This is a genomic window from Streptomyces sp. NPDC002588 (assembly GCF_040295925.1).
In the GTDB taxonomy this organism is placed as follows: Bacteria; Actinomycetota; Actinomycetes; order Streptomycetales; family Streptomycetaceae; genus Streptomyces.
Genome location: NZ_JBEOWF010000074.1, coordinates 1 through 26035 on the forward strand (window position 1 = coordinate 1; position 26035 = coordinate 26035).

Sequence of the window (26035 nt, forward strand, 5' to 3'; positions counted from 1 at the left end):
CTACCGCCGACTCAGCCCCCGCTACGAACGCCACTCCCGCAACTACCTGGCCTTTCTCGGCCTCGCCGCAGCCGTCTGCTGCTACAAGCGACTCGCCGCCTCACCACATAGGACACCGTCTAAGGTACTTCTGGCGACACGTCACGTCGAAATAGCAGGTCACGGAAAGGCACTTGCGAGTCACGTCACTCTTATTATAGTTCCTGCCTATTGAGTTCATTTCTCCGGCTATGGCATGAGGATGCTGGGGCGGGACAACGCCGGTGCGACAATTGGGCAATCGATAGGTGCTTGACTCCGGTATCGACGGCTGCAACGCAGGCCCATCGCGATACTTGCAAAGCTCGGCTGAATGGAGCAACTTGACATGACGTATACGGAGCGACTCGACGCAGGGCAGGCGAAGGGGGCTCAGGCATCGGTGCAGCCCCGCACTTCGGGGCGTTTCGCTCGCCGTGCATGGACCGCGGTGCTCGCTCTGGCCGTTTCCATGGGCTTACTCTTCCTGAATGCCGGTTCGGCGTCCGCTCTAAACAGTGGCGACGTCATCAGCACGAACTTCCTGCGTAACTGGGCAACCGGGCGCTGCCTGTACGGCGGCTCCAGTACCGGGGTCGTCACAGATTCCACCTGCACCCAGGGGGTTCCGGGCGAGACATGGACGATAACGTTCGTGAGCCATAACGACTACGACCTCGTGGAGATCAAGAACGGGTACGGCCAGTGCCTGACTTGGTGGAGTTCCGGCGAGGTCAGGGTCAGTGACTGCGTCGGCGGCTCCTGGTACGGGTTCGGATCAGGCTGGGACAAGGTCCAGCTCCGGCCCTACAGCAACACTGGCATGTGCCTGGACAGCAACAGCAGCGGAGCCGTCTACGTGATCGGCTGCAACGGCGGCGGATACCAGCTGTGGAAGTCGGGTTACTGACGCAACCTGATCCAGGGGAGGGCCGGTATATTCGGCTGACCTTGTGCGGTCGGCTCGGGGCGCGGTGACGACGTTTCCGTCGTTCCGTTTCCGTCGTTCCGTTTCCCCGAGCCGCCGACCCGAACCGGACTTGCGTGTCTCCACGCATCCGGCTCTCCACGTGCCTTGGCCTGTGGTCAGCCGGTTCCGGCTGCCGTGTCGATGGTCCACGGAGTCGGGATTCGTGCTCCGCGGTAGCGATAGCCATAGCGATAGCGATAGCGATAGCGATAGCGATAGCGATAGCGATAGCGTTCGATCATGACGCTGGATGCGCCGAGGAACGCGATCTCGCCGTCGGCGAACCGCCACCCTTGGTCACAGAATCTCTTCAACTGGCTGCTGGGGACGCTGTGTTTCCGGCGGAGCCAGATCGCGACTCGGTGCCACGTGTGGTGGTCGACCGCGTTGAAGGTCCGCTTCGCCGAGCCGTGGTGGAAGTAGAACGCCCACCCTCGCAGGGTCTGGTTCAGTCCCGTCAGGAGCTGGGCCAGGCTCTGGTTCCGGGTATGTCTGTAGGTCCGCTCCGAGGCCCGGTCCTTGATGGCCTGCGCGGCCTTCTTCGAGGGCCGGATTCTCCGTATGGCCGACGATGCTCCGCCCTGTCGCGAGTGCGACCAGCCCCTGAGGTCGGGCGGCCTGGTGCTCGCCGGGCGGGACGACGACGACCGACGGACCTGCCGGGCGTTGTGGCGGTGCGCGGACCGGCACACGCGGTGGCAGTGGGCGGACGGCCGGAAGATCCGTTGGAGGCTGCCCAGTTCCGGAGCTATGTCGCTGACATCCACGGCTGACATCAACGAGGCCGGACAGCGACACACAGCAGCGCCCCGGCGACCGCCGGACCAGCCGACGACAGCCCCAGGGGCGGGCGTAGATCGAACTCCTAAAGCGGGTGTCGCAGGTTCGAATCCTGCCGGAGGCACCATGCGTTAGGTCGCTGACCTGGGCTTCTGACATCCACGACGCCGAACACGTGCGTACGCCAGCGTGTCTGTCCGACCGTCGCTCCAGTCGCCGACAGCGGCTGGAGATGCCGCGCAAGGTGGCTTGCAGCCTGCCCGGAGCCTGAGAACGGCTCTACGGCCACCGCTTCGACACCCGACGAGCACTCCCACGGCGCGAGCCCTGGACGGTGTCCGTCACCCACGTCAACGCACGCATCACTTGGACGGTCGGACCAGTGCCCTTCTCTTCCTGCCACTCGCACATCGCCGAGGCAGCGAACTCCCCATGTCCGCAGACGACTTCAAGACCTGTGCAATTGGCTGAGTCAGGGGGCCGGCCATTGCAGGAAGTCCTGAATCATGGGGTCCGGCTCGCCCGTCTCGGGGTCGAGACCCGCAAGCCAGCGTCGTTGAGCCTCGCGCCAGTGCACGAAGGGAGCTGTCCTGCCCCAAAGGGAGGCGTCGCCAAGAGGGCACTCGTCGAATTCGGCGCTCATCATTCTGGCCAGGAAGTCGACCATGCCGCAGTCGAAGAGCTTCCATCGCGTGTCGCCGTAGCGGATTTGCCGGCGCCAGACCACCACGGGCCACTTCTCCGGGTCCGAGTCGAGCATGAGCCAGCCCAACTCATTGGCATTGCAGCCGGAACCCCAGGGCAGGACCGAGCTTCCGTCCGCAACGATGCCGGGGACCCCGCCCTCGCTGTCCCACAGGTCCCGGAACGCAGGCGCGCTGTCCAGGATGTTGCCGGGGTCCCACTGCAAGTACTCGACGGGCAGCGGCCCCAGAATGCCGAGATCTCCGATGCCACCCGCGCCGTAGACGGACATGAACGCCTTGTAGTCACTCGGCAGACGTACCCCGAGAGCCTCGTCGGCTGCGGGCCAGTCCACTTGTTCGTCCGCCCCGTGCTCAGGGGGCACCAGACCGAGTAGCGGCGCCAACAAGCTCTCAGCAGACATGGACGGCTCCTTTCAGCGCGTTGCCGATCTCCAGAAGGCGGGCCTCGGGCAGCGCGAAGGCGTTGCCGGGGTTTCGGTACGAATGCCCGCCGTCGTTGATGCGGACGCCGTCCGCAAGCCTCCAGTGAGCAGGAGTCCATTGGCCCTGGTTCTCGAGGAGCATGCTCGCCACGTCGGCCGGCTCTTCGATCAAGGTGAGAGCGCTGAGCGCGGTGGTGAGGGCAACGGTGGCGTCGTCGGGAAGCCGCGTGTCGCCGAGTGTGGGGAAGAGGAGCAGGAGACGGGCGTCGGGGTCGTCCACGCCCATTGTCGACGGCTGGCGAGCAGCGGACAGCAGCTCCGGCCAGGCCATGCCGGGGCCCATGAAGTGACCGTCGTCCACAGCGAGGGTTTCCGCTGCCGGCCAGGTCGGGTGATGTATCAGGTAGTCCACCCCTCGGTCTCCGTCGAAGTTGCGGTAGACGACGTAGATGGTGTGACCGGAGCGGAGGGGCACGCGGAACATCGGCCACTCCTGCTCGGCGGAGAGCACGCGGTAGAGCTCCATGGCCGCGTCCCAGTCAGCTCCGAACGCGGCTCGTTGCGCGTCCTCGCCGCGCAAACAGGTGCCGAGGTGCACGGGCCAGAACAACGGATCGTCAAGGTAGGCATCGCCCTCGACCAGAGGGCCGCCTTCGTATCCGGGGATCTTCAACACGCGAGGATGATGGCACGGGGGACCGACACCACCGGGGTGTGAGGGCCGGCCCCGCTCCGTCTCGGTTCCCGGGTTCCCGTCTCATCCAGCGTTGTTCACGGCCGTTCGGACGACACCCGGAGCCGCCCCCGCCCCGATGGCGGGCCGCCCAGAAACGCAGGCGAAAGCCCGGAGACGACGCCCGCCACCGCACCAACACGGTGGGAAGGCGTGCACAGCGCTCGTACCCGGGACACCGCGTGTCACCATCGCGTGGAGCGCCTGCGATCAGCAGTGCGGGACATGCGATGTGGTGGGGGAATCGTGGCAGGCCTGACGTGGGGCATCGTGGGCATCGGCGCCCTTTGCATCGTGGTCGCCGCGTACTGGCGTCTCGTGGAGCGGGAACGGGTAAGCCGCGGAGCAGATGCCTTTCGCTTCCGCTTCTTCCGCGTGTGGCTTCCCCTCGTCATCGGTGTGGCAGCACTGGGCCGGCTTCCCCGCGCTTTGAGCGCCCCGTTCCCGGTCGTGGCCCTGTCCGAAGTGCTGTGCCTCGCGCCCGTCGTCATCGTCGTCGGGCTGGGACGGGTGGCTGCCAGAAAGCCGGGCCCGGGAGCCCGCACCGCAACCGCACCAGATCCAGCGGGGCACAACGGCGATTCACGGTGAAAACTGCCCAGCCCGCAGAGGCCGCAGCCCAGCCGTACGCCCAGGTCAGCCGCTGAACAAGGCGTTTCCCCCCGTTCGGACCGCCGTACCGGGCGGTAGCGCTCCGCGCGCGGTCGGCCGGGCCTGTCACCTGTCGCGGCTTTCCCTGGCGGCCGCGGTTCCGTTCATGATCGGCGGCTCGCCGTTCCGTCTCGGTGTGTCCCTCGCCGAGGGAGGATCCGTCACTGTTTGGATTGCCTTTATGACCAAAAGTGACGATGCAGCTCTCTTCGGTAACCGATTCCTGACCGTGCCCGCTCCCTCGGAGACCTTCCCAAAGGAAGGCATGGGCGCGACGGACGCAATGAGGCTGCTGGGTGAGGACCTCGCCATGGAGGGCGACCCGCAGCGCAACCTGGCCACGTTTGTCACGACTTGGATGGAACCGGAGGCGCAACGGCTGATCGCCGAGAACCTCCACCGCAATTTCATCGACCATGCGGAGTACCCCATTTCCGCCGAGATCGAGCAGCGCTGCGTGCGCATGCTCGCCGACCTGTTCCACGCGCCGGGCAAGGCGACCGGATGCCGGACCCAGGGCTCGTCCGAGGCGATCATGCTCGGCGCGCTGTCGCTGAAGTGGAAGTGGCGGGAGCGCCGCCAGGCGGCCGGCCTGTCGGTCGACCGGCCCAACCTGGTCTTCGGCGGGGACGTCCACGTCGTGTGGGAGAAGTTCTGCCGCTACTTCGACGTCGAGCCGCGCATCGTGCCGCTCGCCGAGGACAAGTACACGATCGGCCCGGAGGACGTGGAGCCCCACCTCGACGAGAACACGATCGGCGTGGTCGCCGTCCTCGGCACCACGTTCACCGGGCACAAGGACGACGTCGTCGGGATCGACAAACTCCTGCGGGACGTCCGCAAGGAGCGGGACCTCGACATCCCGATCCACGTCGACGGCGCCAGCGGCGGCTTCGTATGGCCCTTCCTCTACCCGGACTCGAAATGGGACTTCCGGCTCCAGCAGGTCCGTTCGATCAACGTCTCGGGACACAAGTACGGCCTGGTCTACCCGGGCATCGGATGGCTGGTCTTCCGCGAGGAGTCCGACCTGGCCGAGGACCTCGTGTTCTACGAGAACTACCTGGGCAAGACCGACGCGACGTTCACGCTGAACTTCTCGACCGGCGCTTCGATGGTGCTCGCGCAGTACTACAACTTCGTGCGGCTCGGTCGCCAGGGCTACACCTACGTCATGAAGATGATGCAGGAGAACGCCCGCGCGCTGGCGGACAACCTGCGTGGCAGCGGCCGCTTCGAAGTGATCGGCAGCGACCTCGAGCAACTGCCGCTGGTCGCTTTCCGTCTCGCCGGCAAGAACGCCTACGACGAGTCGGACATCGCCTGGCAGCTCTCGGCCGAGCGCGGCTGGATGGTGCCGGCATACACGCTTCCGCCCAACGCGGAGCGGGTGAAGATCCTGCGTGCCCTGGTCAAGGAAACCCTGAGCCGCGAGCAGATCGACCGTCTGAGCCAGGACATCGCCGACGCGTGTCGCACCCTGGACGACAAGGGTGCGACCCACAGGACCGAGCGGGCCCAGGTCAAGCGCGGTACCGGCTACTGACGCACGCTCCCGCGTTCCGCATCACCCGGGACGGGTGATGCGGAACGCGGGAGAAGGGCGTGGCGCTCGGAGCATCGTCACCTGTTTTTCGGGTCCTGTCGCCGTCGGCCGGTGTCGACGGCCTTGACCACCACCCGGGTCGCGATCCCGACGAGCAGGATTCCGCCCACCATCTGGATCATGGTCATGACGCGTGCCGTTTCGGTGCGGGCGGTGATGTCGCCGAAGCCCACGGTGCTGATCACAGTGAGCGCGAAGTACAGGGCGTCGGTACGTGTGAGGGGCTCGGTGAAGCTTCCTGGTGTGGCCCGCTCCAGCAGGAAATACGAGGTGGCGAAGAGCAGCGCGAACAGTGTGACGACGGCGGCGAGCGACTCCACCGCCCGCAGTCCGGGGTGCGGGGAACGGGCGATCGCACGCACCTGCCAGAGGAACAGCGCCGTCACCGCGATCAGGCCGAGGACGAGGCCGGCCACCGTGCCGACCCCGAATGGCGTGTCCATGGGCAGCAGGTAGTAGGCGACGACCAGTCCGGCCGACAGACCGATCGACCGCGCCACGGCCGCCAGGGTCGCGCGGGGGCCGGGTCGCTCGCGGTCATCCACCATGTCCCTCGGCTCTCCGGATCGTCGTCAGGGCCAGTCGCCGCACCCGGCGCCAGTCCATCGGGGGTCTGCCGCGCCGCACGCCGGGTCGGTCGCGGGGGACCCGCACCCGCAGGGCACGTTGCTGGATACGGCACCGCACCGGAGTCGGCAGGGTGAGGGCCTCGCCGTCCACGCCGACCGGGATCGCATCGGCGTCGGCGTCGACGACCACCTCCTGGGCGGTCAACTGCGCGAGCCCGGGCGCACGGTGGCCCCGGAGCATTCCCGCCGCCTGCGCCGCGCTGTCGACCTTGACGCCGAGCACCCCGAGGCTGCCGGAGTCCAGCCGGTCCCGGCGGCCCAGCCCGGCCGGGTCGTCCGTCCGGTACGGGTTGTTGCTGACCAGTACCGCCTGCGGCTGCTCGACGGTCGTTCCCCCGGCACGCACGGCGAGGCGCGGGCCGTACTGGTGTGTCAGCAGATCGGGCAGCATCTGCAGGGTGGTGTGGACCTTGTCGTCTCGGTAGGCGGGGCTCTGCACGACGGCCGCGTAGGCACCGAACGAGGCGTTGTTCACGAACACGCGGTCGTTGATGAAGCCCAGGTCGATGCGGAGTTCGACACCGTCGGTGAGTGCGTCGAGACACTTCGACGGGTCGTCCCTGTCCAGCCCCAGGTCCAGGGCGAAGTGGTTGCGGGTGCCGGCGGAGATCACCATGAACGGCAGGTCGCGCTCCGCCGCCACGGCCGCGACCAGGGCCTGTGTGCCGTCGCCGCCCGCGACGCCGAGCAGGTCGGCGCCCGCGTCGGCGGCCCGGCGGGCGAGCGCGGCCACGTCCTGCTGCTGCGTCACGTCCAGGACGAGGACCTCGGCGCCGAGTGCCTCGGCCTTCTCCCGCAGCCGGAATCGGCCGACCTTGCCGCCGCCCGAACGCGGGTTCATGATCAGGTATGGCCGCCGCGGCGGCGCCACCGGGCGTTCCGGGGTCTGGGCCGGGGTGGCCTCGGCGCCTGCCAGCGCGACCCGGCCGCAGAAGACGGCCAGTACCCACAGCGCGAGCGAGACGAGCACCACCCACAGCAGCCCGGCCGCCACGTAGAGCACGACGACGACGGCGGGGGCGGCGAAGGCCAGTACCACGGCCAGCACTCTGAGCAGACCGGTGTGCACCAGCGCCCACCACACTCCTGCCGCCGTCACCGCCAGCCCGGCGGCCCCCAGGAGGACGAGCAGCAGGCTGTGGAGCCCGGCGAACAGCAGCAGCACGATGATCGCCCCGATGCCCGCGGTGACAGCCACGCGTGCGGCCCAGCGTGGAGCGAGCGCGTAACGGCTACCGGACATGTCGACCTCCCACGGGCGGGGTGCGCTCGGTCCATGCCACCCTGCCTCCACCCGGTCCGCCATCACCCGCCCCGGGGGATCTTCGGACCGAGCCCCTCACTTCCGGCAGGCAACCGAGCACGGCGGAGGGCTACGGCCGCCGCGCGGTCCGGTCCGGCACGGGTCACCCGGCCGAAGCGATGTCCGGCCCCTGAGCGCGGCCGGGCTCGCCGTCCTCGTGCTGCTCCTCCTCGCGCTCCGCCGCGCGGCCTCCGAAGGAGCGGAGCACCCGGCCGCCGGCCGATCACCTCTTACGGGTGAGGCGGTCCGCGGCGGGCCCGGCTCTCATGAAGGTTGAAGGTGCACCACACCACGCCCAGGAAGGGAACGTGAACCATGGCCCAGAAAGCGACAGGCGCCGAAGGCGTCGCCGCCCTCGCCGACGCGGACGCCCCCGTATTCGAGACCCTCGTCCAGATGACCCTCGACACGTTCGAGCGTTCAGGGCTGGACGAGGAAACGTACCTGTTGGCCCGCATCGCCGCCCTGGTGGCCATGGATGCCTCCGCGCCCTCCTATCTCCTCAACATCGGCACGGCCGCGGAAGCCGGCGTGCCGCTGGAGAAGATCCAGGGAACGCTCGTGGCGATCGCGCCCGTGGTGGGCAGCGCCCGGGTCGTGTCCGCCGCCCGCGCCATCGGCGAGGCTTTCGGGCTGGAGCTCCACGGAGAAGACGAGCGGTGATCACGAGCCCGGCCGGGGCGGCGAGCCCCGGCCGGGCTCGGCATCGGGCCCGCGGCCCCTCCTCGCGCACGAACCGCGACCTCGACACGGATGAGACAACACAGGAGAAGCAATGGGCAGCAATGTGAACCTGGCCTACGACTACCCGGTCCTGGGAGCCTTCTGGACGATCATGTGGATCTTCCTGTGGGTGATGTGGATCTTCCTGCTCTTCCGCGTCATCGTCGACATCTTCCGCGACGACTCCATGAGCGGATGGGCCAAGACGGGATGGCTGGTCTTCACGATCGTCCTCCCCTTCCTGGGCGTCTTCGTCTACCTCATCGCCAGGGGCAAGGACATGGGCAGGCGTGAACAGGAGCACGCCAGGGCCCAGATGGAGGAGAGGAACCGCTACATCCGCGAGACGGTCGGCGCCACCGGCCCGGCCAGCGAGGCGGACCAGCTCGCCAAGCTCTCGGAGATCCGGGCCCGCGGCGACATCTCGGACGAGGAGTTCCGCCAGGCCAAGGAGAAGGTCCTCCACTCGGCCCGGTGAGTGACAGCGCGTGGACGGGAGCGGCCGTGGCCGCCGTGACGGCGGGGTACGCCCTCTTCTCCCGGCGGCTGGCCACGACCCCCGTGTCGGCGCCGATGGTGTTCACCGGCGCCGGGGTGGCCATCGGCCCGATCGGGCTCGACCTGCTCGACCTGGAGCACGACGCGGGCCCCGTGCTCACCCTGGTCGAAACCACCCTGACCCTGGTCCTGTTCACTGACGCGATGTCCGTACGCCGACGCGATCTCCGCGTCGGCGGATTCCTCCCCGGCCGTCTGCTGGCAATCGGCCTGCCGCTGACGATCGGTGCGGGCTGGCTCCTGGCGTGGCCCCTGCTGCCCGGTCTGACCGTGTGGGAGCTGGCACTGCTCGGTGCCGTTCTCGCGCCGACCGATGCCGCTCTCGGCAAGACCGCGGTCTCCGATCCCCGTGTCCCCCCGGTGGTGCGCGGCGGCCTGAACGTGGAGTCCGGCCTCAACGACGGCATGGTGCTTCCCTTCTTCGTGCTCTTCCTCTCGGCTCTGCCCGGAACCATGGCCTCGGAGGAAGGAGCCGACGGAGTCTTCTGGCGTGCGCTCGTGCTCAGTACCGCATGGGGCCTGACCGTGGGAGGGCTCGGCGGGTGGCTGTTGCACCGGTCTCGCGAGAGGGGCTGGATCAGTCGTGCCTGGCGGCAGACGTTCGTCCTGGCCGTGGCGGCGGGCGCGTACACACTGGCCGTCGTCACCGAGGGGAGCGGTTTCATCGCGGCCTGGGTGGCCGGTTTCGTCTTCGGTGTCGCGCTGCGGCGGAGCACAGCGGTGAACGCCCCGGCGGGTGCGCCGGCCGCCGCCGACGGCACCGCGGACCTCGCCGGGCATCTCGCCGAACTTCTCGCTCCCTTGAGCTTCCTGGTCTTCGGCGCCGTCCTGCTCGGGCCGACGCTCGAAGACCTCGACTGGCGGATCATCGCCTATGCCCTACTGAGCCTCACGGTGATCCGGATGCTGCCCGTCGCGCTCTCCCTGGCGGGGAGCGGCCTGGCCCTTCCCACGGTCGCCTACATCGGGTGGTTCGGTCCGCGGGGACTCGCCTCCGTCGTCTTCGGGCTTCTCCTGGTGGAGGAACGCGTCCCGGGCATTCAGCTCCTCGGCCGGGTGATCGCGGTCACCGTCGCGCTCAGCATCCTCCTGCACGGCATGTCGGCTGTGGTTCTCGCGGAGCGGTACGGCGCCTGGCACCGGAAGGCCGCCGAACTGAGGCCGCGGCTACGCGAGGGCGTGCCCGAGGAGGGAGGGGCCGGGCACTCGTCCACGACGCGGTAGGGCATCGACGGGCGACGGAGCTTCCGGACGGAGAATGCATCGGCGGCCGAAAGGCGGAAACACCATGCCTCACCAGCTGCGCTCCGAAGACCTCGGCTTCCTCGAACGCGCCCCCGTCCGGCGCACGCGCACCCGAGATCTCCACGCACCCGCAGACGTCATCTTCGAACAGTTGGCGGACCACCCCGAGAGCTGGCCCCACTGGTTCGGGCCGGCCAACGAATGCCGCTACGAGGGGGCACCCCCCTACGGCGTGGGAACGGTGCGCCGCCTACGCCTGTACCGGCTGATCCGGGCCCGCGAGACCCTGCTCGTCTGGGACCCCGGCGAGCGCTTCGCCTACCAGGTCCACGAAACGGGCGCGCGCGGTGTCACGGCCATGATGGAGCAGTGGACACTCGCTCCCTCGGCCCACGAGCGGACCAGAGTCAGCTGGACGATCGCCGTCGACTGTGCGCCCCCGGTACAGCTGTTGCTCCGGGTGAGCCAACGCCACGTGGACAAGATCTTCCAGGACGCGATGAGGCGACTGGAGGCCATGTGCCGCCGTTCTTGACACTCCACCACGGCTCCGGCAACTCACGGCGCTTCATACTCTCGACGCCCCGCCCAGCGGTCATGGGGCCGTCGTCGGGGTCGGCGTGTCCCATGAGCAGCGGCGGACAGTGGTCGCGCACCCGCCACCCTCAGCTCCGGGGCACCTGGACCGGCCTCTCGCCCACCGGTTCAAGGCCGGGGGCCGACGGCACGACCGCCACCTGCCGGCGGATGACGTTGACCGTCTCGACGAGCTGCTCACGCAGCATCTGGCAGAGCCCGGCCCGCCCCTCCGGAGCCCAGGCCGGTCCGTCAGAACCACTCATACACACCTCCGCCGGGCGGCCCCGCCCTGAACGTCGTCCGTCGGACGCGCCCACCCGGTCTGCAACCACCGGCACGGCATCGCCATACCGTCCCCAACGACGCCGTCCCGCTCCCGGTGGCCCGCCGAAAGGGTGGCTTCGGCCGCTGTCCGCCCCGGAGGGCCGGCAACCGTGGCAGGAAGCCCCAATGGCCCGCGCACTGCTCACTGGTTAGCATGAAAAGCGGAGCGGTCCGACATCACTCGTACCGGCAGACCCGGCAGCACCTGCCCCGGACCCAGCCGCTCGGCCTCCGCACGGTCTGCTCTACCGCATTCTCACAGGCCCGTTGATGCGTCGGCTCGTTGCGATGACCGGCCCAACAGATGACCGGCGAAGCATCGGACACCTCTATCCGCAGGCAGCGACACAGCGTTCCAGCCGTCGGCACGGTACGGCTGGCGCGGTCGGAGGATCAGGCACATGGCGACGAGAGAGTACAGGCAGGGGACCACGTTTCCCGGAGTGATCGGCCGCACGGCAGAGGAGTCGACGCCCGCTTGGCCACAGCCGACGCGGGCCGTTCCGGGCACGCCGAACGTCCTCTTCATCGCGCTCGACGACACCGGATTCGGCCAACTCGGCTGCTACGGCAGCCCCATCGAAACCCCCAACATGGACGGGCTCGCCGCGAACGGACTGCTGTACAACAACATGCACACGACGGCTCTGTGCTCGCCGTCGCGTTCGTGCATCATCACCGGGCGGAACCACCACGCCAACGCGATGGCCTGCGTCACGGAACTGGCCACGGGTTATCCGGGATACCACGGCCGGATCCCGTTCGAGAACGGCTTCATCTCCGAGATCCTGGTGGAGCAGGGCTACAACACGTACATGATCGGAAAGTGGCATCTGATGCCCTCGGAGTACGAGTCCGCGGCCGGACCCTACGACCGCTGGCCGCTCGGCCGGGGCTTCGACCGGTTCTACGGCTTCCTCGGCGGCGACACCAGCCAGTGGTACCCGGACCTGGTCCACGACAACCACCAGGTGGAACCGCCCGCCACACCGGAGGAGGGCTACCACCTCACCTCGGACCTGGTGGACAAGGCCGTCTCCTTCATCGCCGACGCCAAACAGGTCGCCCCCGACAAACCGTTCTTCCTGAACTTCTGCACCGGAGCGACCCACGCACCGCACCACGTGCCCAAGGAGTGGGCGGACCGCTACCGGGGGAGGTTCGACGAGGGCTGGGACGCCTACCGCCAGGCCACCTTCGACCGACAGAAGCGACTGGGGGTCGTCCCCGCGGACGCGCGGCTGTCCCGGCACGACCCGGACGTCCCGGAGTGGAACTCCCTGTCCCCCGATGCCCGCCGTCTCTCCGCGCGGATGATGGAGGTGTACGCCGGGTTCCTCAGCCACACCGACCACCACATCGGGCGGCTTCTGCAGTTCCTGAAGGACACCGGCGAGTTCGACAACACCCTCATCATGCTCGTCTCCGACAACGGGGCCAGTGCCGAGGGCGGCGTCACCGGGACCACGAACGAGGGGCAGTTCTTCAACAACGCTCCCGAGCCGATCGAGGACAGCCTCAGGTCGATCGACGAGCTTGGCGGACCGAACACGTTCAACCACTACCCGTGGGGCTGGACCTGGGCCGGCAACACCCCGTTCAGGCGGTGGAAGCGGGAGACGTACCGTGGCGGCGCCAGCGACCCGTTCGTCGTCCACTGGCCCCGGGGCATCAAGGCCCGCGGCGAGGTGCGCAGCCAGTACGCCCACATCATCGACATGGTGCCCACCGTGCTCGACGTCCTCGGCTTCGAGCCCCCGGCCACCATCAAGGGCGTGCCCCAGTCGCCCCTCCACGGTGTCAGCTTCGCCCACACCTTCGATGACGCGACCGCGCCGACCGCGCACCGCACGCAGTACTTCGAGATGTTCGGTCACCGCGCCATCGACCACGACGGCTGGCGTGCGGTGTGCCCCTGGCCCGGTCCGTCCTTCGCCGAGGCGGGCAGACCCTTCGGCACCCCCATCACGGCGCAGGAACTGGGAGAGCTGGACGCCCAGCACTGGGAGCTCTACCACATCGCCGAGGACTTCGCCGAGACCCAGGACCTCGCCGCCGACAACCGCGGCAAGCTCATCGAGATGATCTCGATGTGGTACGTGCAGGCCGGAAAGTACGACGTCCTGCCGGTCGACAGCAGCGGTGTGCAGCGGACCGCCGTGGAACGGCCGCAGGTCTCCGCACCGCGGACCGGCTACGTCTTCCGGCCGGGCACGCAGACCCTGCCCATGGCGGTCGCTCCCCGGGTGCTCAACCGCCCGTTCAGCGTCACCGCCGACGCCGAGATCCCCTCCGACGGCGGCGAAGGCGTGCTGCTCTGCCAGGGCACCAACGTCGGCGGCTGGACCTTCTACCTGAAGGACCGCAGGCTCCACTACGCCCACAACTACCTCCGGCGTGCCGTGTACAGGGTCGCCTCGACCGAGGACGTGCCCGAGGGCCGCCACGAACTGCGGTTCGAATTCGAACCCACCGGAGAACCGGACATCGCCCACGGCAAGGGCATGCCGGGCCGCGCGCAGCTCTACGTCGACCGCCGCCTCGTGGGCGAGAGCGAGATCCCGGTCACCACTCCGCTCATGTTCAACCCCGGCGGCATGACCTGCGGCGCCAACCCGGGCTCAGCCGTCACGACCGACTACAGGCCGCCCTTCCGGTTCAACGGCACCCTGCACACGGTGACCGTCGACCTGTCGGGCGAGTTGATCACCGACCCCGAGAGCGAGATCCGTATGCACATGGCCCGCCAGTAGAAGCGCGAGCCCGCGGGGCGAAGCGGGTCAGGCGCCGTCCTGGTGGGACCAGTGCAACTGGATCTCCAGCCACTGGCTGTCCTGCCGCCAGGCGTCCAGCACGGACACCAGCCGCAGGCTCAGTCCGGCCGTGGTCAGGGACCGCCATGGACAGCCCGCCAGGAAGTCGCTCAGCACCACGACCCGCTCGTCCTCGCGAGCGACCCCCTCCGCCCCGTCGATCCGGTGGGGGTCGACGGCGGCCAGCGCCCGGCGGCTGACAGCCTCGGGCGTGAGCTTCCGCCACGCGTACGGCGCGAGCGCCTCGGTCACAGCGACGACCCGCGTGTCGCCCGGGCCAACGAGTCTCATCATCCGAGGACGCCTTCCACCAGAGCAGCTCTTCGCCGGGCAGCGGCTGACGCAGGCCGGCAACGACGACGTTTTCCCAGGTCGGGAATGCGTTGGGTCACCGTACGCCTTGACCGCCATCGGCACACCGATGCCGTCGCGACGAAACTGCGGGATCGCACCCGCGTCCGGCCGTCCGCCGGACCCGGGTGTGATCCCGCAGCCGTCGGGCCGCACCGGACAGCTGTGCGGGATTCAGTCGGTGAGGTGCGCGATCGACAGCGTCGTGGTGGTCCGGGAGGCGCCGGACATGGCGGAGCCGTAGTCGGGGGTGGCGGGCGCGAAGGCCCAGGTGAGGCTGCCGTCCGGCAGGGTCGTCAGGTCGCCGGCGATATGGGCGTCGACCACCTCGTCGGCGGAGACGGGCTTCCCGGCGGGGTCGATCACCTGCAGGTGGGTGCCAGTGAACTTACCGGTGCAGGTGCCGTCCTTGCAGACGGCGCCGGCGACGCTCTCCCACGAGACCAGGAGGTTCTTGCCGTACGGGGCGATGTGGACGTTGACGTGGTCGGTGCCGGGGTCGTCGGTGAGCGTGACCGTGCTGCCGGGGGTCGAGGCGTCCTTCAGGAGCGCCACCGTCACCTGGTGGGTGTCGGTCTTCGGCGTGACGGTCCAGCCGCGGCCGGAGCTGTCCGCGGTGTTCTTGACCGCCGAGGCGGCTCCGCGGTCGGCGAAGGCGGTGGCGTACCCGCCGGTGGAGGTCTTCACCAGGTCGCCGGAGGAGCCGGGGTACGCGCCGCCGCAGTAGCCCGCCCAGCACTGCTCGCGCTGCACCACGGGGGCGTCGTCGGGTGCGGCGATCCCGGTGCTGACGAACAGTCCGGAACGCCAGTCGTCGAAGCACAGGGAGGGGAAGGCTCCGGACTCTCCGGAGGCCAGGGCCAAGCCCTCGTTGTGGCTGCAACCCCAGTCCCAGCCGCCGGACTTGGTGGTCCCTGCGTCGTCCACGTAGGCCAGCTTGTCGCCGTAGTGCCCGTCGGCGAAGCCGCCCGCGCCGTGCACGACGAAGTAGGCGCCGTACTCGCTGCCGTTCCACCGCAGGGCGCCGTCGAGCACGGGTGAGGTGTCGTTGCTGGCGGTGCCGGTCAGCTTCTTGTCGAAGAGGACGGAGCCGTTCTTGTAGCGGATCAGGGCGGCGGCGGTGTCACCCCATTTGTTGGTGTCCGGAACCCTGGTCAGCAGCGCGAAGCCGTCGTCATGGGCGACCAGGCCGCTGACCTCCTCGGTGTTCGGGACCACTGTGTCGGAGCCCTGCCGTGCCAGGCTCGGGGACAACGAGGTCACATGGACTCCGTCGGACGCGGGCCACGCCACCCGCACCGAACCGTCGGGCGCCGCCTCGGTGTCGACGCGGGTCCACTGCGGGAGCCCGTTGTAGCCGGACTCCAGGTAGCCGAAGGATGTGGGAAGCGTCACGTTGGAGACGGTGAGCTTCTGGGCGAGTGAGGCGCCGGACGTGGTGGTGGCGGAGGTGGTCGGGGTGGGTGACGGAGTGGGGGACGTCGAGGGCGTGGGGCTCGCCGAAGGCGTGGCCGTGGTCGTCGTGCCGGTGCCGGGGACCGCTGCCAGCTTCCACTGCTGGTTGGTGCCTCCGTTGTCCCGGTACTGGATGATCTGCGCGCCGTCGGCGGTGGATTTCGCCTTGACGTCCAGCACCTTGCCGCTGTTGCGGTTGACGACCTTGACCGCGCCGCCGTCGAGTTCGCCGATCTTCCACTGCTGGTTGGCGGCGGCGGAGTCGGCCCGCTGGTCCACCACGGCGCTGTTCGCCGTGGAGGCGTCCTTGACCTCCAGCACCTTGCCGCTGTTGCGGTTCACCAGCGCGTAGTAGCCGTCACCGGTCGCCTTCAGCCGCCACTGCTGGTCCGTGCCGCCGTCGTCGGTGTGCTGGACGGCCCTGGCTCCGTCGGCCGTGGACCCGTCGGCGACCTCCAGCGCCTTTCCGCTGCGCACCGACACCAGCCGGTAGTAGGCGTTGACGTCGATCGTCGCGGCTTCGGACCTCGACGGGTGGGAGAGCAGCAGGTACGGGCCGAGCACGGCGGGCGCACCGATCAGCAGGCCGGTCGCCGTCCATCGCCTGCGGCGGCGCCCGGACGACCGCTTCCTGCGGGCCGCCCGGTCCTGGGGGCCGGGATCGTTGACGTCGCTCATGTGACAGATCTCCTTCGGTGCCGGCCACGAGGAGCAGTGCCGGGCTACGGCGGCCGGAGCCGTGCCGCCCGGCACCACCGGTGTGCCGTCGCGCTTGAACCTGGGGACTCAGGAGGGGGTCGCCGAATCCATCCGTATGTGGCCGCCGGGGCCTGAGAGGTTGCCGCGGACCGAGGTCCTGCGCGTGAGGCGCCGACGTCTGAAGGCCTGTGAGCGACTCGCCAAGGCTGTCTCACCGAGAAAACCTCGGACTACTCTTCCCCCTGCACAGACTTTCGAGAGCACGGCACATGGAAAAGGTGACGGGTGATGTCGCTGAGCCCCGGCGATGTGGAGTCCATCGGCGGCTATGCGCTGATCGACCGGCTCGGCAGTGGCGGCATGGGCACCGTCTACCTGGGCCGGTCGGCCTCGGGACGGCGGGTCGCGGTCAAGGTCGTGCACGCGCAGTACGCGCAGGACGAGGAGTTCCGGACGCGCTTCAGGCAGGAGGTGGCGGCGGCCCGCCGGGTGAGCGGGGCGTTCACGGCCCCGGTGGTGGACGCCGATCCGGACGCCGAACAGCCGTGGATGGCGACGCTGTACGTGCCGGGCCGCACCCTGTCGAAGGTCGTGGCCGAGGACGGCCCGCTGGGCGGACGTGAGTTGCGGACGCTCGCGCTGGGCCTTGTCGAGGCGCTGCGGGACATCCACCAGGCGGGTGTGGTGCACCGCGATCTGAAACCGAGCAACGTCCTGATGGCCGAGGACGGTCCTCGCGTCATCGACTTCGGCGTCTCGCACGCCGTCGACAACGAAGCCCTCACTGTGACCGGCCGGTTGATCGGCACGCCGCCCTTCATGTCGCCGGAGCAGTTCGCGTCGCCACGGGAAGTCACCGCCGCGTCGGACGTGTTCTCGCTGGGGTCGTTGCTGGTGTACGCGGCCACCGGCACCCGTCCGTTCGACGGAAGCAGCCCGTACCTGACAGGTTATCAGGTGATGTACGAGGCTCCGGCCCTGGACGGAGTCGCCGAACCGCTCCGGAGCATCGCCGAACTCTGTCTGGCCAAGGATCCGGCCGCCCGCCCCGGACTCGCCGAGCTGCACGGCATGCTCCTGACGCTGCCGGATTCCACCACCCCGGCCGAGCCGGGCGCGGCCGACTCGGCGGAACCCGGCCGGGTTTCCGGTACACGGCCTGCCGCACAGGGCGCTGCGGCCGCCGGGGGCGACAAGGGAACGGACGGGACCCGGGGCGGTCACGGCCGTCGAAGACGGCGCATCCTCATCGGCCTCGCTGCGGCCCTGGTCGTCACCGGGCTGAGCATCACCGCGGTGATGACCGGGTCGCACAAGGACAGCGGTTCCCCGTCACGGACCGCGTCGGCCTCCGTGTCCGCGCCGGTATCCGCATCCGCGCCCATGACCGCGTCCGCATCATCAACAGCGGCAGCAGCAGTGACGCTGCCGCCGAAGCACGTGCGGTGGGACTACCAGATCGGTGGCGCGTACGCCCTGCCGGCCGGTGTGCGGGTGGTCAGTCGCAGCCACGAGGACCCGCCCGCGCCGGGTGTGTACAACATCTGCAATTTCAACGCCTTCCAGGCCCAGGAGAACGCGGAGGACGACTGGGACTCCGACCTGCTGCTGCGCGACGCCAAGGGGGACGTCGTCTACGACGAGGACTGGGGCGAGGCGGTCCTGGACATCCGCACGGCCGCCAAGCGGCAGCGCATCGCTTCCCAGGTGAACACCTGGATCGACGAGTGCGCGGCCAAGGGGTTCGACGCCATCGAGCCCGACAACTACGACACGTTCACCCGCTTCCCGGACTACCTCACCGCCGGGCAGGCCACGGCGTTCATGAAGCTGCTGGTGGTGGACGCCCACGCGAAGGGCCTGGCCGTCGCCCAGAAGAACACCCTGGAGCTCGTGTCCGAGCGCGCGTCCGTGGGCCTGGACTTCGCCGTGGTGGAGGAGTGCGGCGAGTGGAACGAGTGCGGCGAGTTCGCAAAAGCGTTCGACGACAACGTGCTCGTCGTCGAATACACGGCGAAGGGTCTGTCGAACGCGTGCTCCGGCTGGAGCAGCACACTGAGCATCATCCGCCGCGACCAGGACGTCGTGCCCGAGGACGCGAGCGGCTACCTCCGTGAGAGCTGCTGACGCCACGCCTGCCGAACGGCGGGACGGGCCGGCTCATGTCCGGCAGGCGCCGTGCGGACAGCGTGTCCGGTCAGGGAATGCGGCCCGTCCCCCGGGGCCACCGCGTTGACACGGACCCTCGCCGGACGTTGACTGGCAGCACGGCGCAGGGCCATGCCACTGAGAACAGACGGTGATGGATTGACCGCAGGATCACCGAGGGCCTCGGCCGGGTCACCCGAGACAGGCGACTGCGGCGCCGGGGCAGAACCGACCGGGTCTCCGAAAGCCTGAAGCAGGCCGTCGAGAAGACCGAGGACGCCTTCGGGCGGAACGGAAGCGGCACCCGATGATGTACGACCAGACACGCGCCCAGCAGCCCGCGGACCGAACCCGGGGGCCCGCCGAGCGCCGCGCCACGGGCCCGGAGCCGCTGCTCCCGTCGGCCGACCGGGACAAGATCGTCTCGAGCCTCCAACACGCCATCAACACCTTCGCCGACACTCCGCGCGAGGCGCTGGAAGAGGCCGAAAGCGCATACGACGAAGCCACCGCCCAGCTCGTGAGCGCCCTCGCGGAACGGCGGCGTCTCCTCCGCGCCTGCTGGGAGGAGCAGGCCCCCGGGGCCCAGTCGGACGAGTTCCGGCACGCGCTGAGGCAGTACCGGGAGATCACCCGACGACTGCTCCAGCTCTGAATACCGATCACGAGCGCCATGCCCCGGCCGGGCCGGGGCCCTGACCCAGGCCTTGGCGGGGCCCGCTACCGCTCCGCGCCGTCCTCGATCAGACGGCGGTGCAGTTCCGTGGTCATGAGGTGGATCGCTCGCGTCAGCTCGGTGTTGGTCTTGAGCTCCAACTCCTGCTCGATGAAGTCGTGGTCGGCCTTGATCTGCTGGAAGGCCGCCTGCCGGTTCTGGCCGATCATGACGAACGTCGAGAGGAAGATCGCCTCCAGCGATACGACGAGCGTCAGGGTGGGCCAGGGGTTGGACTCGATGAACAGCATCCAGAGCGCGAACGCGAGGGCGTGGAGGTAGACGAACGGCATCGAACCGGCGAACTTGGTGATGGCGTCAGCGACACGCAGTTGGACGTCTCCGGCACGGCTGTTGTGGTGCGCGACCACTGCCGGGTGGTGCTTGGCCCGCTTGTCCTGCTCGCTCATCGCCGTGTGCCTCTCGCGTTTCGGGATTCCTCGGGGCACCGACGACCACCGGGAACGGTCCCCCGGCCGTTCAGTGTCCCCTTCCCCGCCGAACGCCCGGAGGGCGGGGGCTGCCGGGCCGCTTCACCGGTCCCCTGACCACCGTCACGCGATCCCCCACGCGCCCGATGCGCCCCGGGCACGCCCCTGGGGGCCTGTCCCGGCGGTGCGGGCCGGGTCCTCCTGCCCTTGGGTCCCGGCCGGACTGGGTCTATCGTCGGAATCCTGGGGCCAGGACGAGGAGGACGGCCGGTGATGCCGCAGGACGAGGCCGTGATCGGCTGCACGGGAGAGGTGCTCATCGGAACCCGCGGACCCGCGGGCCCCGGCGAGGTCCTGGTGCGGGTCAGAGGCGGCTCCGAGACCTTCCTCGCCTGGTCGGAGGCTCCCCTGCCCGCGGGCGCGACGGTGCTCGTGATCGAATCACGTGGATGCCGCGAGGTCGGCGTCATCGAGTGGGTGGATCCATTGGACGCGCTCGGCGAAGACACCGCCGACGCCGGCTGAGGAGTACAGGCATGTTCGGATACCGCGTCCCCGCTCCCGACGAGGCGATGCTGATCTCGGGGGGCAGGCGGGGACTGGGGGGCGCGCCGTTCCGAGTGGTGACGGGGCACGGCAAGTTCGTGCTGCCGGTCTTCCGAAAGGTTCGATTCCTCACCCTGTCCATGTGCGAGTCCGAGGTCACCGAGACCTGTGTGACCCGGCAGGGCATCGCGTTGCACGTCCGCGCGGTCATCGCCTTCAAGGTCGGCAACGACCACGAAAGCATCATCAACGCGGGCCAGCGGTTCCTCTCCGACCAGGAGCAGATGTCGGTGCTCACCGGCCGGATCTTCGCCGGCCACCTGCGGGCCATCATCGGCTCGATGACGGTCGAGGAGATCGTCACGGAGCGGCAGAAGCTCGCCGCGGAGGTCCTGGACACCTCCAAGACCGAGATGGCGAAGATCGGCCTGATCGTCGACTCACTGCAGATCCAGTCGATCGACGACGGTGAGACCGGCTACATCGACGCGATGTCCGCGCCGCACAAGGCGGCCATCCAGCGGCAGGCCCAGATCGCCCAGGCACAGGCCACCCAGGCCTCGGTCGAGGCGGAGCAGGTGGCGGCCCGCAACCAGGCCGAGTACGCCCGGCAGACCGCCATCGTCAAGGCCGAGTACTCGGCCGAGGTGGACCGCGCCCAGGCGCAGGCCGCGCAGGCCGGACCGCTGGCGCAGGCACACGCCCAGCAGGAGGTGCTTGCCGCCCAGACGGAGCTGGCCCAGCGCCAGGCCAAGCTGCGCCAGCAGCAGCTGGTGGCCGAGGTCGTGAAGCCCGCCGAGGCCGAGGCCGAGCGGGTCAGGATCCTCGCGGCCGCCGAGGCGCAGCGGATGAAGATCCAGGCGGAGGCGGCGGCCTCGTACGACCGGGTCGCGCTCGACCGGATGCTGATCGACCAGCTCCCGCAGATCGTCAAGGAGGCCGCCGGCGGTCTGGCCGGCGCCAACGTCAACGTCCTCAACGGGGCGGACGGTCTCGGCGAGATCGCCGCCGGCCTGGTGTCCCAGGGCCTGACGATCCTCGACTCGGTCCGGCAGAACCTGAGCGGCCAGGACTCCGACGGCAACCGTCCCGAAGGCCGCCGCCCCGAGGAGGGCAAGGGCAACGGGCTGCTCCAGCTGCCCACCAGCAAGGGGAGGAAGTCGGACGACGGTCCGGTGGACGTCGACTAGCGGGTTGCAGAAGGCCGTGGGGAAGCGGCCTCAGCCGTGGTGATGCCGGCCGGGAGACGCCGGCGGTCGAGGGCCGCGCTCCGCACCGGGCGTGGCCCTCGACGCTCGGGTGATTACGAGGTCCAGCCGCCGTACGGCACGGTGATGAGTTCCATGGCGTGCCCGGCCGGGTCCATGAAGTACACGCCTCGGCCGCCGTCGTTGTGGTTGACGGTGCCTGGCTGCTTCCGGTGCGGGTCGGCGTAGTGCTCGACGCCACGCCGCCCGATCTCCGCGTACGCCGCGTCGAACTCCTCCTCGGAGACCAGGAAGGCGTAGTGCTGGGGGGTGATCCTGTCCGCGGGGATCGTGGCGAAGTCCAGCGTGACGCCGTTGCTCAGGCCGACGGCGATGAACGGGCCCCACTCGGCGGTGATCTCGAGACCCAACAGGTCCGCGAAGAACTCTGCGGACTCCCGGTTGTCCCGGGCGTGGACGATCGTGTGGTTCAACTCGACTGACAAGGAATGCCTCCGAAGGCATCTCCCGACACCTCCATGCCTCACCCAGCCGGTGACCGGCACGCGATGCCACCATCCAGTCTAAGGACCGTCCCGTAATCCCCGGCGGGCAGCAGGAGCACGCCCCCTCCTCACCCCGGTCGACAGGGGCGGTTCCTCTCACCTGCGGGTGCGGAGGGGCTGTGTGATGATGCACGGACAAACGGCCGGCCCAGGGGGGACCGGGGCGTGAAGGGGGCGGGAGCGCATCGTGGGCAAGGGTGGGGGATCCATACCGGACGAGGAGTGGGAGCGCTTCCTGCGGGAGGCCGAGGCCGGGAGTCAGGGCGCGCCCGAGGAGCCGTCGGCGCGCGCCCGGATGGTGGCGCGGCGCCTGCGGGAGGAGACCGGCCCGCCGGAGGGATGGCGGGTGCACCGGCCGGCCCGGCGGCAGAAGGGCAAAGGCTGGTACGTGGTCGGTCTGCTGGCCGCCGTCGCCCTGCTGGTCGTGGCACTGGTTCCAGGACGGGTGGCCGGCTGGTTCGGAGTCGGAGGCGGAGGGGGCGACAACACGCCGCTCGCCGCGGAGTCGCAGCGCCCGGAGCAGCCGCCGCCGACGGAGACGGCCGAACTGCCCACGCTGGAGCAGCCGTTCAAGGGTTCTCCGGCGGCGCAGTGGAGCGACGGGACGGCCGGGATCAGTGTGCCGGCGGCACGGGCGACCGGCTGGATGAGCAAGAAGCAGGTCGCTCAGGCGCTCGACCGGACCCGTGACTTCCTCGCCGCGTCCAGTCTGGACGCCGGTGTGCTGCGCGGGGAACAGCCGAGCAAGGCCATCGCGTTGATCAATCCGCATCAGCAGGACGTCCAGGACTACTTGGCGACCGCGTTCCGCATACCCAGCCGGGAGTACGATCCGCTGCTGCTGTTCAGCCGGTTCAAGAAGGCGAAGGTGCGGCTCGTCGGGGACGTCGTCAAGACCCGCGGGCGGATCACGTACCGGGAGGGTGAGCGGCATGCGCTCGAGGTGACCACCGATGTCACCTACGTCTATCCCGTCGTACGCGCCGCGCCGGGAAGCGACGAGGTCACGCGCACCATCGTGCGCCGCGAGGTCGTGGTGAGCTGGGACAACCCGGCGACCGTGGTGACCGACCCGGGGACGTTCTCCCTGCTCTCCTACAAGGTGGACACCACCAACGGCGGCTGCGGCACCTTCACCGGCTATCTCACCCCCGAGTTCGGCGCCGAGCGCGCGACCTCCGGCTCGGGAGACGGCCCCACGCTCGACCCGTACGACCGGAGCACGTCGCTGGACGACCGTGTGCGGAAGGTCGGCGAGGCCGGATGCGGGACCGCCAGCCGGTTGTGATCATGCCCGGACCGGCCCGAGGACCTGGGCCGGGGCCGGTCCCCCGGTGGTGTTCAGGCCGACTCGGCGAGGACGCGCCCCGATTCGATCGCGTCGAGGAGGACCTGATGGTCCTTCTCGTTCTGGTCGGCGTACAGCTCGGCGAAGCTCGCCAGGGCGCGGTCGAAGGCGTCGCCGCGGCCCAGGTAGGAGGCGATCGCGATGCGGTCGCCGGAGCGGGCGTGGGCGCGGGCCAGGGTGGCGCCGCAGACCTGCCCGAACACGGCCATCCGCTTCGGCGACATGTTCTCCGCCACCGCGATGCCCTTCCAGTCCCGCAACTGGCGGACGTAGAAGTCGCGACGGCGGCCGTCGATGCCCGTGGCGCGCTCCCAGCCGAGGAAGATGTCGCTGGTCGCCTGCATGAGCCGCTGGCCGGCGACCACCCGCTCGCCCTGGGTGCGGAAACCGGCGGACCCGGCGTACGGCGCGAGCACCGAATCGTCGGCCTCCTTCGCCTGGAGGAACAGCGGGTCCTGGTCGTCCCTGCCGAGCAGCAGCACGATCCAGCAGCGGGTGCCCACACTGCCCACCCCGACGACCTTGCGGGCGATGTCGGCGACGCGGTAGCTCTCCAGGAGGAAGCGGCGGTCCGTCTCCAGGGACTGGCCGTAGCGCTCGACGAGCCGGCTGATCTCCTTCTCCAGCGCGCCGCCCTCGGCCTGCGGCAGCAGGTCGTGCAGCCGTACCAGCAGCGGCGGGTCGTTGGCGATCTGGCGCCGCCCGCCGACGACGTGGGTGAGCTTGCCGAAGACCTGGAGGGTGTCGTGCCCGCGGGCCCGCTCGAGGGCGCCCTCCAGACGCTCGCGGTCCTTGGCGCCGGCGCCGGGGGCGAACTCGCTCCGCAGTTCGTCCGCCTCGAAGCGGGTGTACCAGACGTCGAGATTGCCCATCCCGGCGAAGGCCCGCATCCGTTCGCGGTACGACCCGACGGTCGCCCGCACCACCGACGCGCGTTCCTTGGCGCTGAAGCCGTTCGCCCGGCCCGCGATGACCAGGCTGGCCGACAGCCGCTTGACGTCCCACTCCCAGGGGCCGGGCAGCGTCTCGTCGAAGTCGTTGATGTCGAACATCAGCCGGCGTTCCGGCGACGCCAGCAACCGGAAGTTCAGCATGTGCGCGTCACCGCAGCACTGCACCCTGATCCCGGTACGGGGGGTCTCGGCGAGGTCGGCGGCCATGATGGCGGCCGCTCCGCGGTAGAAGCGGAACGGCGACTCGCTCATCCGGCCGTAGCGGATCGGCACGAGTTCCCGCACCCGCTTCGCCGACTGCGTCTCGATGACGTCCACCGGATCGGTGCGTTTCGGCGGCGGTGTGAACTCGGCGTGCGCGGACCGCGGTACGTGGGCCCGGGCGGCCTTGCCGCGTTCGGCGCGCTCCCTCGGGGTGCGGTGACGGATGTCCTGGCCGGTGGGATTGTTCTCGCTCATGCGGACGCTCCACGGTGATCCAAGGTGAGCCAAGGTGATCCACGGTGGTGGTCGGCCGTCTTCCGGCGGGCGGGTGGGCCGTCTTCCGGTGGGCCGGTCGGCCGTCTCCGGTGGGTGGTCAGCCGTCTTCCAACGTATGCCCGGAGGGTGGTCGCGGCGACTCGGGTCCGCCCAGGTGCCGCACCGCCCAGGGTTCGCGGGCGACGACCGCGCCGGCGGTGACGCACAGGGTGATGACCACGCACAGGGTGATGAGCCACGACAGCAGGGTGAAGACCGCGCCCAGCGATCCGTACTTGGCGAGGCTGTGGTTGAGGGCCCTGGGCACGTACAGCGTCGCGGTGGTGGTGAGGACGCTCAGGGCCGCACCCGTCAGCAGCGCGCCCGGCAGCAGCGACGGCCACGGCACGCGCGAGGCCAGCAGCAGCCGCTGGGTCCACCACCACATGCCGATGTCCACCACCAGCAACAGCGGCAGCCCCAGCCACAGGCCGAGGCCGAAACCGCCGCGCAGGACGCCCTGGAGTCCGATCATGACCAGCCAGGCCGCGAGCCAGGCGATCCAGCGCCACGCCGCCAGCCGCGCGCTCGCCCGCGGCAGACTCCAGGCGCGCTCGCAGAGCCGCTGCATGGCGCGGCTGCACGCGGTGGCCGAGATCAGCACCAGCAGGCCGCTGACGATCCCCGTGGTCTGGCGCAGTTCTTCGGAGGCGTCGCTGTTCTGGCCGCTCTGCAGGGCCTTCTTCAACTGTTCGTCCGCGCCGCCGGTCAGCCCGAAGGTGTTGTGCAGGGAGGTGGCCATCTGGTCGCGCAGGGCCTGCGGGGCGACGGAGGCCACGACGAAGACCAGCGGTACCGCCGTCAGGAACGTCTGGGCGGCCAGCCGGGTCGCGGAGTCCAGCACGTTCACCGAGATCAGGTGCGACATGAGATGCGTGATCAGGGGGAACCGGGCCTCGGCGCGGGTCCGCAGCCCGAGCGCCCGGGACCGGAGCGAGGCCCTTCGCGCCCGCCGCCGCTCCCCTCGTGGCCGCCGCTCCCCGCCCGGCCGGCGCTCGCTGCCTGGCTGCATGCTGCCAGCGTGCCGCCGCGCCGGCCGGTCGGCACTCCGGCAGC

Annotated in this window: 25 protein-coding genes and 1 pseudogene; 14 read left to right on the forward strand and 12 right to left on the reverse strand. The window is 69.6% G+C overall.

From position 1 onward, the window contains the following. Both ABT057_RS46880 and ABT057_RS46885 read left to right on the forward strand, forming a co-directional pair. Positions 1-111, forward strand: a pseudogene (locus ABT057_RS46880) (IS5/IS1182 family transposase); the annotation flags it as partial. A 562-nt stretch (positions 112-673) separates the two neighbouring features. After that, positions 674-928, forward strand: a complete 255-nt coding sequence (locus tag ABT057_RS46885) for a ricin-type beta-trefoil lectin domain protein (RefSeq protein WP_352351125.1) — start codon at positions 674-676, stop codon at positions 926-928. A gap of 176 nt (positions 929-1104) precedes the next feature. Here ABT057_RS46885 and ABT057_RS46890 read toward each other — a convergent pair whose 3' ends face one another. The 3 genes from ABT057_RS46890 to ABT057_RS46900 form a co-directional block, all read right to left on the reverse strand. Beyond that, positions 1105-1755, reverse strand: a complete 651-nt coding sequence (locus ABT057_RS46890) for a group II intron maturase-specific domain-containing protein (RefSeq protein WP_352351127.1) — start codon at positions 1753-1755, stop codon at positions 1105-1107. 485 nt (positions 1756-2240) lie between these two features. Further along, entirely contained in the window at positions 2241-2876 is a 636-nt protein-coding gene (locus ABT057_RS46895) for an SMI1/KNR4 family protein (RefSeq protein ID WP_352351129.1), read from the reverse strand. Then, the gene (locus tag ABT057_RS46900; RefSeq protein ID WP_352351131.1) at positions 2866-3573 is read right to left on the reverse strand and encodes a hypothetical protein; all 708 of its coding nucleotides are present in this window, start codon (positions 3571-3573) and stop codon (positions 2866-2868) included. The genes ABT057_RS46895 and ABT057_RS46900 overlap by 11 nt, the downstream gene beginning before the upstream one ends. Positions 3574-3876: 303 nt before the next feature. Between ABT057_RS46900 and ABT057_RS46905 the strand changes: the two genes are divergently transcribed. Further along, on the forward strand, positions 3877-4221 hold the full coding sequence (locus tag ABT057_RS46905; protein WP_352351133.1) for a hypothetical protein: 345 nt from the start codon (positions 3877-3879) through the stop codon (positions 4219-4221). 241 nt (positions 4222-4462) lie between these two features. Beyond that, positions 4463-5827 carry a glutamate decarboxylase gene (gad, locus tag ABT057_RS46910; protein ID WP_352351135.1) on the forward strand — a complete coding sequence of 455 codons (1365 nt, stop codon included), beginning with the start codon at positions 4463-4465 and terminating at the stop codon, positions 5825-5827. A gap of 77 nt (positions 5828-5904) precedes the next feature. Here the strand turns inward: gad and ABT057_RS46915 are convergent, their stop codons facing one another. Next, on the reverse strand, positions 5905-6435 hold the full coding sequence (locus tag ABT057_RS46915) for a potassium channel family protein (RefSeq protein ID WP_352351137.1): 531 nt from the start codon (positions 6433-6435) through the stop codon (positions 5905-5907). After that, positions 6425-7759 carry a diacylglycerol/lipid kinase family protein gene (locus tag ABT057_RS46920; RefSeq protein ID WP_352351139.1) on the reverse strand — a complete coding sequence of 445 codons (1335 nt, stop codon included), beginning with the start codon at positions 7757-7759 and terminating at the stop codon, positions 6425-6427. Before ABT057_RS46920 ends, ABT057_RS46915 begins: the two co-directional genes overlap by 11 nt. A gap of 375 nt (positions 7760-8134) precedes the next feature. On the opposite strand from ABT057_RS46920, the gene ABT057_RS46925 reads away from it, so the two are divergent. The 4 genes from ABT057_RS46925 (at position 8135) to ABT057_RS46940 (ending at position 10880) form a co-directional block, all read left to right on the forward strand. Further along, the gene (locus ABT057_RS46925; protein WP_352351141.1) at positions 8135-8482 is read left to right on the forward strand and encodes a carboxymuconolactone decarboxylase family protein; all 348 of its coding nucleotides are present in this window, start codon (positions 8135-8137) and stop codon (positions 8480-8482) included. Positions 8483-8594: 112 nt separating this feature from the next. Then, a complete protein-coding gene (locus ABT057_RS46930; protein WP_352351143.1) occupies positions 8595-9020 on the forward strand; it encodes an SHOCT domain-containing protein in 426 nt (141 codons plus the stop codon). After that, a complete protein-coding gene (locus tag ABT057_RS46935) occupies positions 9017-10324 on the forward strand; it encodes a cation:proton antiporter (protein WP_352351145.1) in 1308 nt (435 codons plus the stop codon). The genes ABT057_RS46930 and ABT057_RS46935 overlap by 4 nt, the downstream gene beginning before the upstream one ends. Positions 10325-10388: 64 nt before the next feature. Continuing rightward, positions 10389-10880, forward strand: a complete 492-nt coding sequence (locus ABT057_RS46940; protein WP_352351147.1) for an SRPBCC family protein — start codon at positions 10389-10391, stop codon at positions 10878-10880. 130 nt (positions 10881-11010) lie between these two features. Here ABT057_RS46940 and ABT057_RS46945 read toward each other — a convergent pair whose 3' ends face one another. Next, positions 11011-11187, reverse strand: a complete 177-nt coding sequence (locus tag ABT057_RS46945; protein ID WP_352351149.1) for a hypothetical protein — start codon at positions 11185-11187, stop codon at positions 11011-11013. A 462-nt stretch (positions 11188-11649) separates the two neighbouring features. Between ABT057_RS46945 and ABT057_RS46950 the strand changes: the two genes are divergently transcribed. After that, positions 11650-14001 carry an arylsulfatase gene (locus tag ABT057_RS46950; protein WP_352351151.1) on the forward strand — a complete coding sequence of 784 codons (2352 nt, stop codon included), beginning with the start codon at positions 11650-11652 and terminating at the stop codon, positions 13999-14001. A 27-nt stretch (positions 14002-14028) separates the two neighbouring features. Here the strand turns inward: ABT057_RS46950 and ABT057_RS46955 are convergent, their stop codons facing one another. Next, the gene (locus ABT057_RS46955; RefSeq protein WP_352351153.1) at positions 14029-14355 is read right to left on the reverse strand and encodes a hypothetical protein; all 327 of its coding nucleotides are present in this window, start codon (positions 14353-14355) and stop codon (positions 14029-14031) included. 231 nt (positions 14356-14586) lie between these two features. Beyond that, the gene (locus ABT057_RS46960; protein ID WP_352351155.1) at positions 14587-16545 is read right to left on the reverse strand and encodes an RICIN domain-containing protein; all 1959 of its coding nucleotides are present in this window, start codon (positions 16543-16545) and stop codon (positions 14587-14589) included. A 309-nt stretch (positions 16546-16854) separates the two neighbouring features. Here ABT057_RS46960 and ABT057_RS46965 point away from each other — a divergent pair, with 309 nt between their 5' ends. Continuing rightward, positions 16855-18693 carry an endo alpha-1,4 polygalactosaminidase gene (locus tag ABT057_RS46965; protein ID WP_352351157.1) on the forward strand — a complete coding sequence of 613 codons (1839 nt, stop codon included), beginning with the start codon at positions 16855-16857 and terminating at the stop codon, positions 18691-18693. A gap of 328 nt (positions 18694-19021) precedes the next feature. Further along, positions 19022-19369 (forward strand): hypothetical protein, encoded by a 348-nt coding sequence (locus tag ABT057_RS46970; RefSeq protein ID WP_352351159.1) that lies wholly within the window; start codon positions 19022-19024, stop codon positions 19367-19369. Positions 19370-19434: 65 nt separating this feature from the next. On the opposite strand, the gene ABT057_RS46975 is transcribed toward ABT057_RS46970, so the two are convergent. Beyond that, entirely contained in the window at positions 19435-19839 is a 405-nt protein-coding gene (locus ABT057_RS46975) for a DUF1003 domain-containing protein (RefSeq protein WP_352351161.1), read from the reverse strand. Between the two features lie 294 nt (positions 19840-20133). Between ABT057_RS46975 and ABT057_RS46980 the strand changes: the two genes are divergently transcribed. Further along, the gene (locus ABT057_RS46980) at positions 20134-20385 is read left to right on the forward strand and encodes an NfeD C-terminal domain-containing protein (protein ID WP_352351163.1); all 252 of its coding nucleotides are present in this window, start codon (positions 20134-20136) and stop codon (positions 20383-20385) included. 11 nt (positions 20386-20396) lie between these two features. Then, complete coding sequence (locus ABT057_RS46985) at positions 20397-21596, forward strand: SPFH domain-containing protein (protein WP_352351165.1); 1200 nt, start codon at positions 20397-20399, stop codon at positions 21594-21596. A 113-nt stretch (positions 21597-21709) separates the two neighbouring features. Here ABT057_RS46985 and ABT057_RS46990 read toward each other — a convergent pair whose 3' ends face one another. Then, entirely contained in the window at positions 21710-22099 is a 390-nt protein-coding gene (locus ABT057_RS46990; RefSeq protein ID WP_352351167.1) for a VOC family protein, read from the reverse strand. A gap of 247 nt (positions 22100-22346) precedes the next feature. On the opposite strand from ABT057_RS46990, the gene ABT057_RS46995 reads away from it, so the two are divergent. After that, a complete protein-coding gene (locus ABT057_RS46995; protein WP_352351169.1) occupies positions 22347-23447 on the forward strand; it encodes a hypothetical protein in 1101 nt (366 codons plus the stop codon). Between the two features lie 53 nt (positions 23448-23500). On the opposite strand, the gene ABT057_RS47000 is transcribed toward ABT057_RS46995, so the two are convergent. Both ABT057_RS47000 and ABT057_RS47005 read right to left on the reverse strand, forming a co-directional pair. Beyond that, entirely contained in the window at positions 23501-24919 is a 1419-nt protein-coding gene (locus ABT057_RS47000) for a DUF2252 domain-containing protein (protein WP_352351171.1), read from the reverse strand. Between the two features lie 118 nt (positions 24920-25037). After that, positions 25038-25991: a YhjD/YihY/BrkB family envelope integrity protein gene (locus ABT057_RS47005; protein WP_352351173.1), complete on the reverse strand. Its 954-nt coding sequence runs from the start codon at positions 25989-25991 to the stop codon at positions 25038-25040. Between the last annotated feature and the right edge of the window lie 44 nt (positions 25992-26035).

Bases quoted from the DNA above. Each gene is read 5' to 3' on its own strand.
- ABT057_RS46960 (WP_352351155.1), bottom strand. From the start codon at position 16,545: ATGAGCGACGTCAACGATCCCGGCCCCCAGGACCGGGCGGCCCGCAGG.
- ABT057_RS46940 (WP_352351147.1), top strand. From the start codon at position 10,389: ATGCCTCACCAGCTGCGCTCCGAAGACCTCGGCTTCCTCGAACGCGCC.
- ABT057_RS46985 (WP_352351165.1), top strand. From the start codon at position 20,397: ATGTTCGGATACCGCGTCCCCGCTCCCGACGAGGCGATGCTGATCTCG.
- gad (WP_352351135.1), top strand. From the start codon at position 4,463: ATGACCAAAAGTGACGATGCAGCTCTCTTCGGTAACCGATTCCTGACC.
- ABT057_RS47005 (WP_352351173.1), bottom strand. From the start codon at position 25,991: ATGCAGCCAGGCAGCGAGCGCCGGCCGGGCGGGGAGCGGCGGCCACGA.
- ABT057_RS46925 (WP_352351141.1), top strand. From the start codon at position 8,135: ATGGCCCAGAAAGCGACAGGCGCCGAAGGCGTCGCCGCCCTCGCCGAC.
- ABT057_RS46920 (WP_352351139.1), bottom strand. From the start codon at position 7,759: ATGTCCGGTAGCCGTTACGCGCTCGCTCCACGCTGGGCCGCACGCGTG.
- ABT057_RS46970 (WP_352351159.1), top strand. From the start codon at position 19,022: ATGATGTACGACCAGACACGCGCCCAGCAGCCCGCGGACCGAACCCGG.
- ABT057_RS46975 (WP_352351161.1), bottom strand. From the start codon at position 19,839: ATGAGCGAGCAGGACAAGCGGGCCAAGCACCACCCGGCAGTGGTCGCG.
- ABT057_RS46895 (WP_352351129.1), bottom strand. From the start codon at position 2,876: ATGTCTGCTGAGAGCTTGTTGGCGCCGCTACTCGGTCTGGTGCCCCCT.
- ABT057_RS46930 (WP_352351143.1), top strand. From the start codon at position 8,595: ATGGGCAGCAATGTGAACCTGGCCTACGACTACCCGGTCCTGGGAGCC.
- ABT057_RS46950 (WP_352351151.1), top strand. From the start codon at position 11,650: ATGGCGACGAGAGAGTACAGGCAGGGGACCACGTTTCCCGGAGTGATC.
- ABT057_RS46945 (WP_352351149.1), bottom strand. From the start codon at position 11,187: ATGAGTGGTTCTGACGGACCGGCCTGGGCTCCGGAGGGGCGGGCCGGG.
- ABT057_RS46965 (WP_352351157.1), top strand. From the start codon at position 16,855: ATGTCGCTGAGCCCCGGCGATGTGGAGTCCATCGGCGGCTATGCGCTG.
- ABT057_RS47000 (WP_352351171.1), bottom strand. From the start codon at position 24,919: ATGAGCGAGAACAATCCCACCGGCCAGGACATCCGTCACCGCACCCCG.
- ABT057_RS46915 (WP_352351137.1), bottom strand. From the start codon at position 6,435: ATGGTGGATGACCGCGAGCGACCCGGCCCCCGCGCGACCCTGGCGGCC.
- ABT057_RS46980 (WP_352351163.1), top strand. From the start codon at position 20,134: ATGCCGCAGGACGAGGCCGTGATCGGCTGCACGGGAGAGGTGCTCATC.
- ABT057_RS46955 (WP_352351153.1), bottom strand. From the start codon at position 14,355: ATGATGAGACTCGTTGGCCCGGGCGACACGCGGGTCGTCGCTGTGACC.